The organism is Oleiagrimonas sp. MCCC 1A03011 (assembly GCF_003267965.1).
Taxonomy (GTDB): Bacteria; Pseudomonadota; Gammaproteobacteria; order Xanthomonadales; family Rhodanobacteraceae; genus Oleiagrimonas; species Oleiagrimonas citrea.
Genome location: NZ_MSPY01000006.1, coordinates 57,567 through 72,128 on the forward strand (window position 1 = coordinate 57,567; position 14,562 = coordinate 72,128).

The 14,562-nt window shown below is 64.7% G+C and carries 14 protein-coding genes; 9 read left to right on the forward strand and 5 right to left on the reverse strand.

Annotated features, from left to right (window positions below; genetic code table 11):
• Positions 1-25 precede the first annotated feature (25 nt).
• The 7 genes from atpE to BTJ49_RS12165 all read left to right on the forward strand — a co-directional run bounded on the left by atpE (position 26) and on the right by BTJ49_RS12165 (position 5,983).
• A complete protein-coding gene (atpE, locus tag BTJ49_RS12135; protein WP_113065681.1) occupies positions 26-331 on the forward strand; it encodes a F0F1 ATP synthase subunit C in 306 nt (101 codons plus the stop codon).
• Positions 332-431: 100 nt separating this feature from the next.
• The gene (locus BTJ49_RS12140) at positions 432-902 is read left to right on the forward strand and encodes a F0F1 ATP synthase subunit B (protein WP_113065682.1); all 471 of its coding nucleotides are present in this window, start codon (positions 432-434) and stop codon (positions 900-902) included.
• Complete coding sequence (locus BTJ49_RS12145) at positions 899-1,432, forward strand: F0F1 ATP synthase subunit delta (RefSeq protein ID WP_113065683.1); 534 nt, start codon at positions 899-901, stop codon at positions 1,430-1,432. Before BTJ49_RS12140 ends, BTJ49_RS12145 begins: the two co-directional genes overlap by 4 nt.
• Positions 1,433-1,459: 27 nt before the next feature.
• Entirely contained in the window at positions 1,460-3,007 is a 1,548-nt protein-coding gene (gene atpA, locus BTJ49_RS12150) for a F0F1 ATP synthase subunit alpha (protein ID WP_113065684.1), read from the forward strand.
• 67 nt (positions 3,008-3,074) lie between these two features.
• The gene (atpG, locus tag BTJ49_RS12155) at positions 3,075-3,995 is read left to right on the forward strand and encodes a F0F1 ATP synthase subunit gamma (RefSeq protein WP_113065685.1); all 921 of its coding nucleotides are present in this window, start codon (positions 3,075-3,077) and stop codon (positions 3,993-3,995) included.
• Positions 3,996-4,103: 108 nt separating this feature from the next.
• Positions 4,104-5,540, forward strand: a complete 1,437-nt coding sequence (gene atpD, locus BTJ49_RS12160; RefSeq protein WP_113065686.1) for a F0F1 ATP synthase subunit beta — start codon at positions 4,104-4,106, stop codon at positions 5,538-5,540.
• Between the two features lie 20 nt (positions 5,541-5,560).
• On the forward strand, positions 5,561-5,983 hold the full coding sequence (locus BTJ49_RS12165; protein ID WP_113065687.1) for a F0F1 ATP synthase subunit epsilon: 423 nt from the start codon (positions 5,561-5,563) through the stop codon (positions 5,981-5,983).
• A gap of 173 nt (positions 5,984-6,156) precedes the next feature.
• Here the strand turns inward: BTJ49_RS12165 and BTJ49_RS12170 are convergent, their stop codons facing one another.
• The 4 genes from BTJ49_RS12170 to BTJ49_RS12185 all read right to left on the reverse strand — a co-directional run bounded on the left by BTJ49_RS12170 (position 6,157) and on the right by BTJ49_RS12185 (position 11,183).
• Entirely contained in the window at positions 6,157-7,512 is a 1,356-nt protein-coding gene (locus BTJ49_RS12170) for a DUF2252 domain-containing protein (protein WP_113065688.1), read from the reverse strand.
• A gap of 164 nt (positions 7,513-7,676) precedes the next feature.
• The gene (locus BTJ49_RS15775) at positions 7,677-8,189 is read right to left on the reverse strand and encodes a DUF3016 domain-containing protein (RefSeq protein ID WP_168184736.1); all 513 of its coding nucleotides are present in this window, start codon (positions 8,187-8,189) and stop codon (positions 7,677-7,679) included.
• Positions 8,190-8,358: 169 nt separating this feature from the next.
• Positions 8,359-10,068, reverse strand: coding sequence for an AsmA family protein (locus tag BTJ49_RS12180; RefSeq protein WP_113065690.1), 1,710 nt, complete (start codon positions 10,066-10,068; stop codon positions 8,359-8,361).
• 146 nt (positions 10,069-10,214) lie between these two features.
• A complete protein-coding gene (locus tag BTJ49_RS12185) occupies positions 10,215-11,183 on the reverse strand; it encodes a hypothetical protein (protein WP_205300839.1) in 969 nt (322 codons plus the stop codon).
• A 541-nt stretch (positions 11,184-11,724) separates the two neighbouring features.
• Between BTJ49_RS12185 and BTJ49_RS12190 the strand changes: the two genes are divergently transcribed.
• Positions 11,725-12,312, forward strand: a complete 588-nt coding sequence (locus tag BTJ49_RS12190) for a TonB family protein (protein WP_113065691.1) — start codon at positions 11,725-11,727, stop codon at positions 12,310-12,312.
• On the opposite strand, the gene BTJ49_RS12195 is transcribed toward BTJ49_RS12190, so the two are convergent.
• Positions 12,284-12,715, reverse strand: coding sequence for a GtrA family protein (locus BTJ49_RS12195; RefSeq protein ID WP_113065805.1), 432 nt, complete (start codon positions 12,713-12,715; stop codon positions 12,284-12,286). The genes BTJ49_RS12190 and BTJ49_RS12195 overlap by 29 nt on opposite strands.
• A gap of 141 nt (positions 12,716-12,856) precedes the next feature.
• On the opposite strand from BTJ49_RS12195, the gene asnB reads away from it, so the two are divergent.
• Positions 12,857-14,551: an asparagine synthase B gene (gene asnB / locus BTJ49_RS12200; RefSeq protein WP_113065692.1), complete on the forward strand. Its 1,695-nt coding sequence runs from the start codon at positions 12,857-12,859 to the stop codon at positions 14,549-14,551.
• Positions 14,552-14,562 lie beyond the last annotated feature (11 nt).

Consider the following 14,562-nt stretch of genomic DNA (forward strand, 5'->3'; position numbering starts at 1 on the left):
CGAAGCTTTTCTTCAGGAGAACATCATGGAGCACATCGCCAACCTTCTCGGCCAGATCGAAGGCCTCACCGGCATCGGTATCGGTCTCATCATCGGCCTCGGCGCGCTGGGCGCCTGCATCGGCATCGGCGTGATGGGTTCGAAGTTCCTCGAGTCCGCCGCGCGCCAGCCGGAGCTCAAGCCCATGCTGCAGGGTTCCATGTTCCTGCTGGCCGGCCTGATCGACGCCGCGTTCCTGATCGGTGTGGCCCTGGCCATGCTGCTGGCGTTCGCCAACCCGATGGTGACCAGCGCTCTGGATCATATGCACGCTCTGGGCGCCGCCAAGTAACGGCCTGAACCGCACGACGTCGAACTTGCGACGTCGTGCGGTACGCATGTGTGCCTCGGCGCGCAGGTTCATGATTTTTCCTATCCACAGGTAGCGAGCGATGGAATTCAACGCGACCCTGATCGGCGAAATGATCGCTTTCGCCATCCTGATCTGGTTCAGCGTCCAGTTCATCTGGCCGCACATCAACAATGCGATCGAAGAACGGCAGAAGAAGATCGCCGACGGTCTGGCCGCCGCCGAGAAGGCGCGAGCCGAACTGAAGGATGCCGACGCCCGCGTCGCCGACGAGATCAAGAAGGCCCGCGTGCAGGCTTCCGAGATCATCGACAAGGCGCAGCAGCAGGCCAATCAGATCCTCGACAAGGCCCGTGCCGACGCCGTCACCGAGATCAATCGCCAGAAGGCGATGGCCGAGGAGGAGATCGCCTCCATGGCCGAGCGTGCCCGCGTCGAACTGCGCGAGCAGGTCGGTTCGCTGGCGGTCAAGGGCGCCGAGAAGATCGTGCAGCGTGAAATCGACGCCGGCACGCACAAGGCGCTGCTGGATCAGCTGGCGGCGGAAATCTGATGGAAGCGCTCACGCTCGCCCGTCCGTATGCCCGCGCCGCCTTCGAGCTGGCGCAGGAGAAAGGCACGCTGAACGAGTGGTCGCAGGCGTTGGCCTTTGCCGCCGCCGTGGCTTCGGACCCGCGGATCGCCGCCCTGTGCAGCGATCCGCGCGTCGAGGATGCACAGCTCGTGGCCATGCACCTGCCGGCCGAAATCGGCGAAGACGCACTGTTTGCGCGTTTTCTCGCCGAGATGGCGGCGCATGGCCGCATGCATCTGCTGGTCGAGGTGCAGGCGCTGTTCGACGCACTCAAGCGTGAATCCGAATCGGTCCTCAAGGTCCGCGTGACCAGCGCCATGGCGCTGGACGATGCGCAGACCGAACAGCTCAAGGCTTCGCTCAAGCGCCGCTATCAGCGCGAGATCGACATCGCCGCCGACGTCGATCCGGCCCTTCTGGCCGGAATCATCATCGACACCGGCGAGCAGGTGATCGACGGTTCCGCGCGCGGCCGCCTGCAGCGACTGGCCTCCGCCCTGACTCATTAAAAGCATCGAGATCGCCGGGAAACAACTATGGCAACCCAGCTCAACCCCTCTGAAATCAGCGAACTGATCAAGACCCGCATCGAGTCGTTCAAGCTCGACGCCGAGGCCCGCAACGAAGGTACGCTGATCAGCGTGTCCGACGGCATCGTGCGCATCCACGGCCTGGCCGACGTGATGTCGGGCGAGATGATCGAGCTGCCGAACGACACCTACGCGCTGGCCCTGAACCTGGAGCGCGACTCCGTGGGCGCCGTGGTCCTGGGTGACTATCAGCACCTGCGCGAAGGCGACACCGCCAAGACCACCGGCCGCATTCTCGAAGTGCCGGTCGGCGAGGGCCTGCTGGGCCGCGTGGTCGACGCGCTGGGCAACCCGATCGACGACAAGGGTCCGATCGACGCCAAGGGCACCAGCCCGATCGAGAAGGTCGCGCCCGGCGTGATCTGGCGCAAGAGCGTCGACCAGCCGGTGCAGACCGGCTACAAGTCGGTCGACTCGATGATTCCGATCGGCCGCGGCCAGCGCGAGCTGATCATCGGCGACCGCCAGACCGGCAAGACCGCCCTGGCCGTCGACGCGATCATCAATCAGAAGAACACCGGCATCAAGTGCATCTACGTGGCCATCGGCCAGAAGCGCAGCTCGATCGCCAACGTCGTGCGCAAGCTGGAAGAGAACGACGCGCTGGCGCACACCATCGTGGTGGTGGCCTCGGCGTCCGAATCGGCCGCGCTGCAGTACATCGCGCCGTATTCCGGTTGCGCCATGGGCGAATACTTCCGCGATCGCGGCGAAGACGCCCTGATCATCTACGACGATCTGTCCAAGCAGGCCGTGGCCTACCGCCAGATCTCGCTGCTGCTGAAGCGCCCGCCGGGCCGCGAAGCCTACCCGGGCGACGTGTTCTACCTGCACAGCCGTCTGCTCGAGCGCGCCGCGCGCGTGAACGAGGAGTACGTCGAGCAGCAGACCAACGGTGAGGTCAAGGGCAAGACCGGTTCGCTGACCGCGCTGCCGATCATCGAAACCCAGGCCGGCGACGTGTCCGCGTTCGTGCCGACCAACGTGATTTCGATCACCGACGGCCAGATCTTCCTCGAGACCGACCTGTTCAACGCCGGCATCCGCCCGGCCGTGAACGCCGGTATCTCGGTGTCGCGTGTGGGCGGTTCGGCGCAGACCAAGATCGTCAAGAAGCTGTCCGGCGGCATCAAGCTGTCGCTGGCGCAGTACCGCGAGCTGGCGGCCTTCGCGCAGTTCGCCTCCGATCTGGACGCGGCCACCCGCGCCCAACTGGAGCGTGGCCAGCGCGTGACCGAGTTGATGAAGCAGGCGCAGTACGCGCCGCTGTCCATCGCCGAACTGGCGGTCTCGGTGTTCGCCGCCGAAGAGGGCTATCTGGACGACCTGGCCATCGACAAGGTGTTGCCGTTCGAGAAGGGGCTGCACGCCTTCATGCATCAGAATCATGCGGAACTGATGAACCAGATCGTCGAGACCGGCAACTGGAACGACGAAATCAAGGCGACCTTCAAGAGCGCCCTGGACGAGTTCAAGAAGACCGGCAGCTGGTAAGTCGCCCGCGCCGCCGATCACCGTCGGCGGCGCGACGCACGTGTAGCGAAAACAGCGAGCGAAGAAGATGGCAAGCGGACGCGAAATCAAAACCAAGATCAAGAGCACGCAGAACATGCGCAAGGTGACGCGTGCGCTGGAAATGGTCTCGGCCTCCAAGATCCGCAAGGCGCAGGACCGCATGAAGGCGTCGCGTCCGTATGCGCACGCCATGCGCAACGTGATCGCGCACGTGGCCGCGGCCAACACCGAAGTGCGTCATCCGTTCCTGGTCGAGCGCGAGCAGGTCAAGCGCGTGGGCTACGTCATCGTCGCCACCGACCGCGGCCTGTGCGGCGGACTCAACGCCAACCTGTTCCGCAAGACCCTGATGGAAATCAAGGAGTGGCAGGCCAAGGGCGTGGAAGTGGACATGGTCGTGATCGGCCAGAAGGCGGTGCAGTTCTTCCGCCGCATCGCGTCCATCAACCTGCTGGGCACGGCCACGCACCTGGGCGAGCGTCCGCGTATGGAGCAGCTGATCGGCGTGATCAAGGTCATGCTGGATGCCTACACCGAGGGCAAGCTGGATCGCGTGATCCTGGGCTACAACGACTTCCTCAACACCATGGTGCAGAAGCCGCGCCTGGACGCGATGCTGCCGCTGCCGGTGGCCGCCGAGGAAATTGTGGCGCGTCAGGAAGAGGGCGAAGGCGACACGGTGCAGGCCATCGACGTCAAGCGCGAGCACGACTGGGACTACCTCTACGAGCCGGACGCCGAGACCGTGCTCGAGCATGTGCTGACGCGCTACGTCGAGTCGCTGGTGTATCAGGCCACGCTGGAGAACCTGGCCAGCGAGCACGCCGCGCGCATGGTCGCCATGAAGAGCGCATCCGACAACGCGAACAAGGTGATCGACGAACTGACGCTGGTCTACAACAAGGCCCGTCAGGCCGCCATCACCCAGGAAATTTCGGAAATCGTCGGTGGCGCGGCCGCCGTCTGATTCAGGACACCTGCAGGAGCGGCCCGGAGCCGCGACTGTGCACGACACGCGCCAGGGCGGCGTTCCTGCAAATTTACGAGTTATCAGAGAGTTTTCGAGGACACAACGATGAGCAGTCAGGGCAAAGTTGTTCAGATCATCGGCGCCGTGGTCGACGTGGAGTTTCCGCGTGACCAGGTGCCGACCGTGTACGACGCGCTGAAGGTCGACGGCACCGAAATCACGCTCGAGGTGCAGCAGCAGCTCGGCGACGGCGTCGTGCGCGCCATCGCCCTGGGCTCGACCGAAGGCCTCAAGCGCGGTCTGGTCGCCACCAACACCGGCGAAGGCATCAAGGTGCCGGTCGGTGAGGCGACCCTGGGTCGCATCATGGACGTGCTCGGCCGTCCCATCGACGAAGTCGGCCCGATCGAGGCGAAGGACCACAACGTGATCCATCGCGAAGCGCCGGCATTCGACGAACAGTCGCTGTCCAGCGAGCTGCTGGAGACAGGCATCAAGGTCATCGATCTGGTCTGCCCGTTCGCCAAGGGCGGCAAGGTCGGCCTGTTCGGCGGCGCCGGTGTGGGCAAGACCGTGAACATGCTGGAGCTGATCAACAACATCGCGACCGAGCATTCGGGACTGTCGGTGTTCGCCGGTGTGGGTGAGCGTACCCGCGAAGGCAACGACTTCTATCACGAGATGATCGAGTCGGGCGTGGTCAAGCCGGACAACCTGTCCGAGTCTAAGGTGGCGATGGTCTACGGTCAGATGAACGAGCCGCCCGGCAACCGTCTGCGCGTGGCGCTGACCGGTCTGACCATGGCCGAGTACTTCCGCGACCAGAAGGACGAGTCCGGCAAGGGCAAGGACGTGCTGTTCTTCGTCGACAACATCTACCGCTACACGCTGGCCGGTACCGAGGTGTCCGCGCTGCTGGGCCGCATGCCGTCGGCGGTGGGTTACCAGCCGACGCTGGCCGAGGAAATGGGCGTCCTGCAGGAGCGCATCACCTCGACCAAGACCGGTTCGATCACGTCGATCCAGGCCGTGTACGTGCCTGCGGACGATCTGACCGATCCGTCGCCGGCCACCACCTTCGCGCATCTGGACTCCACCGTGACGCTGTCGCGCAGCATCGCCAGCCTGGGCATCTACCCGGCCGTGGATCCGCTGGACTCCACCAGCCGCCAGCTGGACCCGAACATCGTCGGTCGCGAGCACTACGACGTGGCCCGCAAGGTGCAGGGCACGCTGCAGCGCTACAAGGAACTCAAGGACATCATCGCGATCCTGGGCATGGACGAACTGTCCGAAGAGGACAAGCAGGTCGTGGCCCGAGCTCGTAAGTGCGAGCGCTTCTTCAGCCAGCCGTTCCACGTCGCCGAGGTTTTCACCGGCGCGCCGGGCAAGTACGTGCCGCTGAGCGAGACCATCCGCGGCTTCAAGATGATCGTCGAGGGCGAGGTGGACTACTTGCCCGAGCAGGCCTTCTACATGGTCGGCGGCATCGAAGACGCGATCAAGAAGGGCGAGGAGATGGGCGCCAAAAAGGCGGCCTGAACCCGCACGGGAGAAGCTAGATGACCACCATCCGTTGCGACATCGTCAGCGCCGAAGCCGAGATTTTTCACGGCGAGGCGACCCTGGTGATCGCCACCGGCGAGCAGGGCGAGCTGGGTATCGCGCCGCGTCATGCGCCGCTGATCACCCGTCTCAAGGCCGGGCACGTCGAAGTGATCCAGGAAAACGGCGAACGTCAGTCGTTCTACGTCTCTGGCGGCATCCTTGAGGTGCAGCCGCAGGTGGTCACGGTGCTGGCCGATGCGGCCGCACGCGCCGACGACCTCGACGAGGCGGCGGCACAGGCCGCCAAGGAAGAGGCCGAGAAGGCGCTGGCCGACCGCACCGACGCCATGGAAGTGGCCGAGGCGCAGGCCAAGCTGGCCGAGGCCATGGCGCAGTTGCAGGCGCTGGAGCGCATGCGCCGTAACCTCAAGCACTGAAGACCCGGCGCCGGCGATTCAATGCCGGGTGCCGAATGAAAACCGCCAGTCTCCGCAGGGAGCTGGCGGTTTTTTCGTGGGTGGGATGCCAAACACTCACCACGTCGGCGACCTGGCGGCCGATTCGACCTTGTGGCGCTTCGTGATGGAGCGCCGCGGGGCCGGATGCTCGATCAATACAGCGTGGCGCCGCTGTCGTAAGCAGCGACGAATGACTGGTAGTCGTCCTTGACCTGCTGCGCGTAGTCGTCGGCGAAGGCGCGCACTTCGGCGCGGAATGCGTCGTGGTGGTGGTCGGTGATATCGGCGACTTCCTTGTCCTCGCTGTACGGGATCAGTGTGTCGTCGTAATCCTTGTCGGACAGCGCGTGCGCGCTGGCCAGTGCCTTGCCCATGTACTCAGCAGCGGTCTCCCATTTGCCGACGCTGGTGAGCTGGGTGTAGTCGAAGTCTTCCTGGAACGGTGACTTCTCGTGCACGAAGAACGGATCGCCACCGATGGTGGTGTAGCCGGCGAGCACGTCGGCATGAGTCAGCTGCGCCTTCAGCGTGCGCACGACGCGGTAGCCCTGCTGGTTGTCGTAGGCGCTGCCGGGCATGCCGCCCGGATTGGCCAGGGCGACGTCGCTGGGCGCGGCCTGCTTCATCTCCAGAATCACATCGTCGTCGTTGCTGCTGCTCGGTCCCTCGATCAGCACCCAGTAGCGATAGCGTCCCAGGCTGCCGATGCCGGAGCCGAGCTTGGCGCGGATGTCCTTGACCGTGTAGTAGCTGCTCGCATAGCGACGCGAACTCGGGATCGACTCGACGTAGGCGGTCATCGATGCCGCGATGGCCGCGTAGCGCGTGCTGTCGACGGTAGCCAGCTTGGCAGTGTTCTGGAAACGGCGTGCGCCGTTGTCGATTTCGGTGTACTTGTCGAGCTGGTGGCTACGCGTGTCGTCGCCGACGGCTTGGATCAGGTCCTTCACGGCGCCGCTGGTGTCGGAGGTTGTCAGACGGTAGTCCAATTCGTCGTCGTTGCCCTTGAAGTCGGTCATCTTGTCGAGATATGCCTCGACGAAGGTATCGACGATGGCGTCGCGGTCGCTGGCGCCGATGCCCATCTGCTCGGCGGCAAGCTGGATGCCGACGGCTTCGCGCCACACGTCCCAGACATACGGTCCGAAGTAGCCTTCATCGAAATCGTCGAGCGCGAACACGTCGTTGCCGTGCGAGTCGCGGAACGCGCCGAAATTCTGCAGATGCGCATCGCCGTCCAGCCACACGCGCGAGGTTGCCGTGTTGACGAAGGCCGAGCTGCGCGAGGCGACATCGCGATAGAACAGGTCGGCCGTGCCGCGATAAAAGGCGAACGGATCCGCGCTCATCTTCCGCATCTTGGTCGCCAGTTCCTGCGGCGATTGTGCCGCATAGGGATGATTGACGTGGTAGATGTCCTGGATGACGTAGTTCGATCGCGGCGCGGCGGCGTGGGCGGCGGCGCCCAGTGCGAGGCATCCTAGCAGGGTCCATGCGAGGCATTTCATGCGGTCTCTCCATAGCGGCAATGTGCCTGGAGCATGCCCGCGGATTGTTGAGCGATGATGACGCGCTCCGCGAAGATCGCGTCATGGATGCCATCTGCGTGAGAACCGCCATGCCGCGCACATGGCATCTGGCCATGTGTGCAGCGACAGTAGCGGCGCGAGGCTCAGAGCCCCTGCGTACCCTTGCGCAGCCAGCGATCGATCAACAGCTTCTCATAACGCAGGTTGTCGGTGTCGGTCGGGCTCACGAGGGTCATGAAATTGGGCGAGGTCAGCTTGCGCGTACCCTCGCGCAATACCTTGCCGTTGGTATCGGTCAACGTGAAACGGAGGTCGATGCGGGGCGGATAGGTGCGTCGGATGACGCGGATCCAGTGGCCAGCGGTGCTCATGCGCGGTTCGAAGGAGCCGGCGCGGTCGATATCCGTGATGACGATGGACAGATGCTGTCCAGGCGCGAGTATGCGCGCGGCGCGGTGTTCGATGTAGCGCTTGAGCGAGACCAGGTAATCGTCGGCACCGGTACGTTCGGATGGCGGTGTCGTGCGGGCTTCGGTGAAGTGTGCCGGATCGTCGTAGCGGACCTGCACGGACGGTGTGTTCTGCGTTGGCGACGCGAGCGAAGCGGAGGAAATCAGCAGAAGCGCAGCAGCGAAAGCGATGCGGAAGGCGTACATGGCGGGACCTCGCACGATGGATGCAGTGCGGCCGCTCGGGACAGATCGCGGCGCCGAAGCGGCAGCGGAAACCAGTATAGGACGATCGCGATGCGCCAGCGCGCGAACGCATGTAGGCAGGCAGATCGTCCGTTTGGTTGCCGTGGTGAGGCAACCAAACGGGTGGCTGTTATGGGTTCTTGCCGTCCTTCTGCTTGTCCAGCGCGCCGCGCAGCAGATTGCCGAGCACATCCTTGGTGCTTGGTTTGGAGGCCGGTTGCGGGGATGTCTTGCTGCCTTGCGTCGTGCCGCCTCCCAGACCCGAGCGGAGCAGGCCGGCGACCGCGCTGGGATCGAGCCGGAACTTCGGGTCGCTGGCAGTGCCGCCGACATGCACGCCGATGCCGTTCTGGCTGCTGCCGCCGAGAAGGCCGCCGAGCACACGCCCGGCCTTCGACTGGCTGAGCAGCTTGCCGGATGCGGCGTTGCTGGCCAGGTTCTGATCCAGTTTTACCAGCATGTCGAAATCGAGCGCACCACTGGCTGCCATGCGACCTTTCCCGGCCATATTGCCCAGCCCCTGGATCGTGGCCTTGGCCGGGTCGGCGCGAATGCCGCTCGGGGCAATCACCAGGCTGGCTTCAGCCTGCTCGATCACCGTGTCCTGTGGTGCATTGATGCCGGCCAGCGACAGCGCACCGCCGAGCTTGCGGCCAAGGCTGTAGCCGGCCAGACGCGTGTTGTCGGCGCGGACCGGGCCGCTGATGACCAGGGCGTCGATCGGGCCGCGCACACGCAGATCCAGGTTCAGCGTGCCGCCACTCAGACGCGAATCCTTCGGCAGCACGACGCCGAAAGCCGGTAGCAGCGGTTGCAGGTCATCGATGGGCAGTTTGCTGCCGCGCATGCGCAGATTGACTTGCATGACCTTGCCGCGGCTGTCGAAGCGGCCGTCCAGGGCGAGTCGGGCCTTGCCCGTGCCGAGCGTCGTGTTGCTGATGGTGCCGGTTCCGCCGGCGAGGTTGTAGTTCGCTTCGTAGTCGAGGCGGATCGGACGTGGGGCGGGTGATCCGGATGCGACCAGCTGCAGCTTGCGGGCGTCGATGCGACCCTTCGAATGCAGCACGCCCTGGCGCGAGGCGATCTGCGTGTCGAGGTCGAGGATGCCGCCGACGCCATCGCTCTTGCTCATGATACCGGCGGCGACCAGGTCGAGTTGTTTCATGACCAGGTGCGCCTTGAGCGGCGTCTGCGCTGCGTTGCCGGCGTTCCAGGGGCCGAGATCGCCGTCCAGTTGCAGCGTTCCGCCACCGGCGATGTCGGCGCGCATCGAGAACGGAAAGGCGGCGTCAGTGGCAATGCGGTCGGCGCTAAGCTGGACGTGACTGTAAGTGCGCGAGTCGCCAGCGGCGCGAGTCAGTTCGATGCGGCCGTCGCGGATGCGCAGGCTGTCCACGCGCAACGCCGGCACGCTGTCGGAGGTGGCGGTGTCTTTCGGCGGCGAGGCATCGCCGGCACCGAGGCTGGCGAAATTCCATCGTCCCGCGCGGTTCTCGCGCAGGTGCACGTAGGGGCGGTCCAGCGTCAGCGAAGTGATGTGGAGGTCGCGATGGACGATCAGCGGCCACAGGCGCACACCCACGGCCAGCGATTTCGCACTGACGAACGGCTGCTTGCTGAAGGCGGGATCGTCGCCGATGGTGATGTCGTCGGCGTCGAGCGAGCCGGACAGCACCGAGACATGCAGCTTGCCCAGCGTCACTTTGCGCCCCATCGCCTGGCTGAGCGAGGCCTGGATCTGCGGGCGGAAGTGATTGGCGTCGACCAGCAGCAGCGCTCCAGCGCCGAGTATCAGGACACCGAGAACCACGGCGACGAGAACAATCAACAGACGTTTCATGAGGCGCCTCCGGTCAGCATCGGCACAATGTGCGCAGGCCACTCATGCTAGTGCGCGTGCGGAGAAGAAGCGAATTCGCGCCGCACGGAAAAAGGAAAAGCCCCGAGAAGGGGCTTTTCCGAGGGGTTACTGACCGGAGCAGTGGTTTACTGCGGCGCCGGTAGCGTCGAGATGGTCTGGTCCAGCAGCTGCCAGTACTTGCCGGTGTACGGCACCATCTCCTCGGCGTAGTACCACCAGAACACGCCGCCGACGTAGCGCGGATTCTGGATCTTGCCGAGCATCGTGTAGTACGTCGTCAGCAGATTCGACTGGATCGACCAGGCGGCCTTCTTCTGCGAAGTGCCCATCTCGCCGAAGCCCAGCTTGGCATTCGGGAACAGGTTGCCCAGGGTGTCGAAATCGGTGTTCCACGACGGGTTCAGGTTGGGGCAGTCCTTGTACGGGTAGTAGCTGAAGAAGGCATAGTCGGCCTGGTTGCGCACTGTGGCGGACAGGAACGAGGCCGGCCAGGTGTGCCAGTCGTCGACCGGCTTCTCCCAGCAGTTGGTGCCCTTGCCATCGTCGTTGTAGTACAGCGTGATGGCGGTCTTGCCACCGGCGTTCTTGACGATGGTGTTGGCGGCGTCGACCATCTGGCCGATTTCGGCCTCTTCGGCGTTGACGGTGGCGTTGCTGCCGTTCGGATTGGCGCGCAGCCATTCGCCGTTGATCTCATTGGCGATTTCCCACACGTCGACGACATCGCCGAGTTCGTTGACCAGCTCCTGGGTGCGCGCCTTGTAGGTCGCCAGGTCGGTCGGGAAGTAGTACGAATCCATCACTTCGCCCATCACGTAGGCGTGCTTGTGCAGCTTGACCAGCTTGCGGCGATAGTCGGAGGCAGGCGTGCCCATGTCGAACACCACGCGGACGGTGGGCTTGTATGGCAGGTTTTCCAGCGACACGAGCGTCTTGTGGAAATGCGACATGGTGTCGAGCGTCACGCCGTAGATCGGCGTCTTCAGCGGCACGGGCGCGGCGCTGGCGGAAGTAGCGAACAGGCTGCAGAACGCGAGCAGCGCAGCGCTGGCCAGGAAGGGTAGAAATGTTTTTCTCGGTAGTGCGGAATGCATGATCGATAGACCTTCGAGCTTGGGTGGGCCGTCCTGGCCCGATTCGGGAAGGCGCGCGGCGGTCCGCCGCGGGCCGAACGGCAGCGTCGGCGTCGCGACAACGCGACGTCGTGAGCTGGAAGTGCCTTTCCGGGCACGTGATGAAAGTTCGTCCCTACGAGAACCTGCACGTCGGTCAGGGCCGGGCGGAGGTCACGGTCAGCGATCGGTACACGGTCTATGACGTTCGACCAGTTCCGGTGTGTGGAACCCGGTGTGGGAACGTCCCCTCCCGTATAGAAGGCGTCTCGATAAATGTTAAGTCAAATCAGTCATCTGACTTGCGCTGACTTCGCCACTATCCCAGATCGAAAGTTAGCCGAACATGAATTTCACGTCAGAATCGTGCATAGGACATAGACCATAAGATATAGGCAGGGGCGCCATCGATGGATTCATGATGGGGCGCACGGAACGGGTTTTTGGAGCGAGGATTGAATGCTGTATCTGGGGCATCTTGCGGGTGTCGACAATGCCGCGGGCAGGGTGAAGGGGAGAACGAATGAATGTGATCTATTCGATGGGGGCGATGTTGGGGGTGGCCTCGGTGCTGGCGGCGTGCAGTACTTCCCAGCCGCGACCGCTGCCGCAGAAACCGGCTGCGCACGGTCAGGTGCGTTACGAAGCCGTGGTCGATAAGCATCTGAAGCACTACACGCTGTCTTCCGGGCAGACGACCGTGGCACCGGCGCAACGCCCGGATAATCCGGCTCCGGTCTATCCGGCATCTCTGGTGGCGCGCAAGTTGCCGCCGGTCCAGGTTTCGGCGTTGCTGATCGTCGATGCGGAGGGGCGCGTCGAGGACGTGCGCATCGCGTCGGAAGCCAGCGACGATCCCGAACAGCGGGAATTCGATGCCGCGGTCCGCGCCGCGGCGATGCAATGGCGGTTCACGCCATTGCGTATTGCCACCTGGGTCGAGGATGCGCAGGGCAACTCCCACCGTGAAACGGCCGCCGCCAAGCCATTCAGTCAGCGCTATCGCTTCCAGTTCGAGATTCGCGACGGCAAGCCTGTGGTCAGCGCCGGGGCACCACCGCGCACGCAGGGCATCGAGCGACTCAGCGATAGACCCACTGTCGGCAACTGAAGAAGCTGACGACAGCCAGGCTGGCCTCGATGAGCGGTTTCAGTGCCCAGGCGCCGGCGAGACTGCCGTGTTGGGCGACCAGGATCAGAGACAGAGTGCTGACCACGGTCAGTACGGACCACAGCACCAGAAAACGAACGAGCTGCGGCATGGGGGCGTGCTCGTGGCCCTGGAAGGTGATGTGCCGGTTGGCCCAGAAGCCCAGGCAGGCCCCTGCTGCGCGTCCGGCCACGTTGGCAGCGGGAAGCGGCAGACCGGCGGCACTGAGCGCGATCATCACGCCCCAGTCCAGCAGCAGTTGCAGGCCGCCCACAGCGCCGAACCCCGCACCTTGGCGCAGCAGTTGCGCGAACCGTGCGGGACGGTCGGTGGCATCGGGGACGGGGTCGTGCCGTCGAGACATGCGTTCCACCGTACGCCGAGCCACGTATCTGTGGCATGAACGCCATGAGTCGGCCATATGGATGGGCCGACATCTGACCAAAGTTCATATCCGTTCGCGGCAGGCGCGTGCGAGCATGGCGGTTCGCGAGGGAGAACCGATATGTGTGGTTTTGTGGCGGTACTGGATCCGTCCGGCGACGTCAGCGCGTTGCGTCCGGCGTTGTTGGAGCAAGCGCGCAGTCTGCGTCATCGCGGTCCGGACTGGAGCGGCGTCTACGCCGACGCGCACGCCATCCTGGCGCACGAGCGTCTGGCCATCGTCGATCTGATCCACGGCGCGCAGCCGCTGCTGGCCGGCGACGAGCAGCAGGTGCTGGCGGTCAACGGCGAGATCTACAATCACCGCGCGCTGCGCGTGGATTTTCCCGACTATCCCTTCCGCACCGATTCGGACTGCGAGGTGATCCTGCCGCTCTACCGCGCGCACGGCGCCGATTTTGTCGGTCGCCTGCAAGGCATGTTCGCGTTCGTGCTGTGGGATCGGGCGCGCGGTCGCTGGCTCATCGCGCGTGATCCGATCGGCATCGTTCCGCTGTACACCGGTCGTGACGCCCGCGGCCGACTGTACGTGGCTTCGGAGATGAAAGCGCTGAGTGGAGTCTGTGTCAGCGTCGAGGTGTTCCCGCCCGGCTGCGTGCAAACCTCGGACATGGATGCGCCACAGCGCTACTACCAGCCGTCCTGGCGCGCCTACGAGACGGTGGAGAACGGCCCGGCCAATGCGCCCGCGCTGCGCGCCGCGCTGGAACGTTCCGTGCACGGCCACATGATGAGCGACGTGCCCTACGGCGTGCTGCTGTCGGGCGGACTGGATTCCTCGCTGATCGCCGCGATCACCGCGCGCTACGCCGCGCGCCGCACTGAAGACGACGACCGCAGTGCTGCCTGGTGGCCGCGGCTGCATACCTTCTCCATCGGACTGGAGGGCTCGCCGGATCTCGCCGCCGCGCAGACTGTGGCCAAGGCCATCGACAGCGTGCACCACGAGTTCCACTTCACCGTGCAGGAGGGCCTGGACGCGCTGTCTGACGTCATTCGCCACATCGAGACTTACGACGTCACCACTATCCGCGCGTCCACGCCCATGTATCTGCTGGCGCGGCGCATCCGGGCGATGGGCATCAAGATGGTGCTGTCCGGCGAAGGCGCGGACGAGCTGTTTGGCGGCTACCTGTATTTCCACATGGCGCCGAACGATCGCGAGTTTCACGAGGAGCTGGTGCGCAAGCTCGACGCGCTGCATCAATATGACTGCCTGCGCGCGAACAAGGCGATGGCGGCCTGGGGTGTGGAGGCACGCGTGCCGTTCCTGGACCGCGATTTCCTCGACGCCGCGATGCGGACCGCGCCTTCGGCCAAGCGCCCGGCGGACGGACGCATCGAGAAGCACATTCTGCGCGAGGCCGGCAAGGGGCTGCTGCCGGAGGCCATCCTCTGGCGTCAGAAAGAACAGTTCTCCGACGGCGTCGGCTATGGCTGGATCGACGCGCTCAAGGACTACGCCGCCGCGCAGGTCAGCGACGCGCAGATGTTGCTGGCCTCGCAGCGCTTCGCGGTGAATCCGCCGGAAAGCAAGGAAGCCTATTTCTATCGCGTGCTGTTCGAGCAGCACTATCCCGGCGACGCCGCCGCGCGCACCGTGCCGGGCGGCCCGAGTATCGCCTGCTCGACGCCGACGGCGTACCGCTGGTCGCAGGCGTTCGCGGGCAACGCCGACCCGTCCGGTCGGGCCATCGCTGGCGTGCACCGCGCGGCGACGGGCGCTGATGCCGATGCGGATGTGCTGCGCGATTAGGTATTCGACGG

Excerpts from the sequence above, each read along its gene's own strand:
- atpE (WP_113065681.1), top strand. The coding sequence starts at position 26 with ATGGAGCACATCGCCAACCTTCTCGGCCAGATCGAAGGCCTCACCGGC.
- BTJ49_RS12140 (WP_113065682.1), top strand. The coding sequence starts at position 432 with ATGGAATTCAACGCGACCCTGATCGGCGAAATGATCGCTTTCGCCATC.
- atpA (WP_113065684.1), top strand. The coding sequence starts at position 1,460 with ATGGCAACCCAGCTCAACCCCTCTGAAATCAGCGAACTGATCAAGACC.
- atpG (WP_113065685.1), top strand. The coding sequence starts at position 3,075 with ATGGCAAGCGGACGCGAAATCAAAACCAAGATCAAGAGCACGCAGAAC.
- atpD (WP_113065686.1), top strand. The coding sequence starts at position 4,104 with ATGAGCAGTCAGGGCAAAGTTGTTCAGATCATCGGCGCCGTGGTCGAC.
- BTJ49_RS12165 (WP_113065687.1), top strand. The coding sequence starts at position 5,561 with ATGACCACCATCCGTTGCGACATCGTCAGCGCCGAAGCCGAGATTTTT.
- BTJ49_RS12170 (WP_113065688.1), bottom strand. The coding sequence starts at position 7,512 with ATGAAATGCCTCGCATGGACCCTGCTAGGATGCCTCGCACTGGGCGCC.
- BTJ49_RS15775 (WP_168184736.1), bottom strand. The coding sequence starts at position 8,189 with ATGTACGCCTTCCGCATCGCTTTCGCTGCTGCGCTTCTGCTGATTTCC.
- BTJ49_RS12180 (WP_113065690.1), bottom strand. The coding sequence starts at position 10,068 with ATGAAACGTCTGTTGATTGTTCTCGTCGCCGTGGTTCTCGGTGTCCTG.
- BTJ49_RS12185 (WP_205300839.1), bottom strand. The coding sequence starts at position 11,183 with ATGCATTCCGCACTACCGAGAAAAACATTTCTACCCTTCCTGGCCAGC.
- BTJ49_RS12190 (WP_113065691.1), top strand. The coding sequence starts at position 11,725 with ATGAATGTGATCTATTCGATGGGGGCGATGTTGGGGGTGGCCTCGGTG.
- BTJ49_RS12195 (WP_113065805.1), bottom strand. The coding sequence starts at position 12,715 with ATGTCTCGACGGCACGACCCCGTCCCCGATGCCACCGACCGTCCCGCA.
- asnB (WP_113065692.1), top strand. The coding sequence starts at position 12,857 with ATGTGTGGTTTTGTGGCGGTACTGGATCCGTCCGGCGACGTCAGCGCG.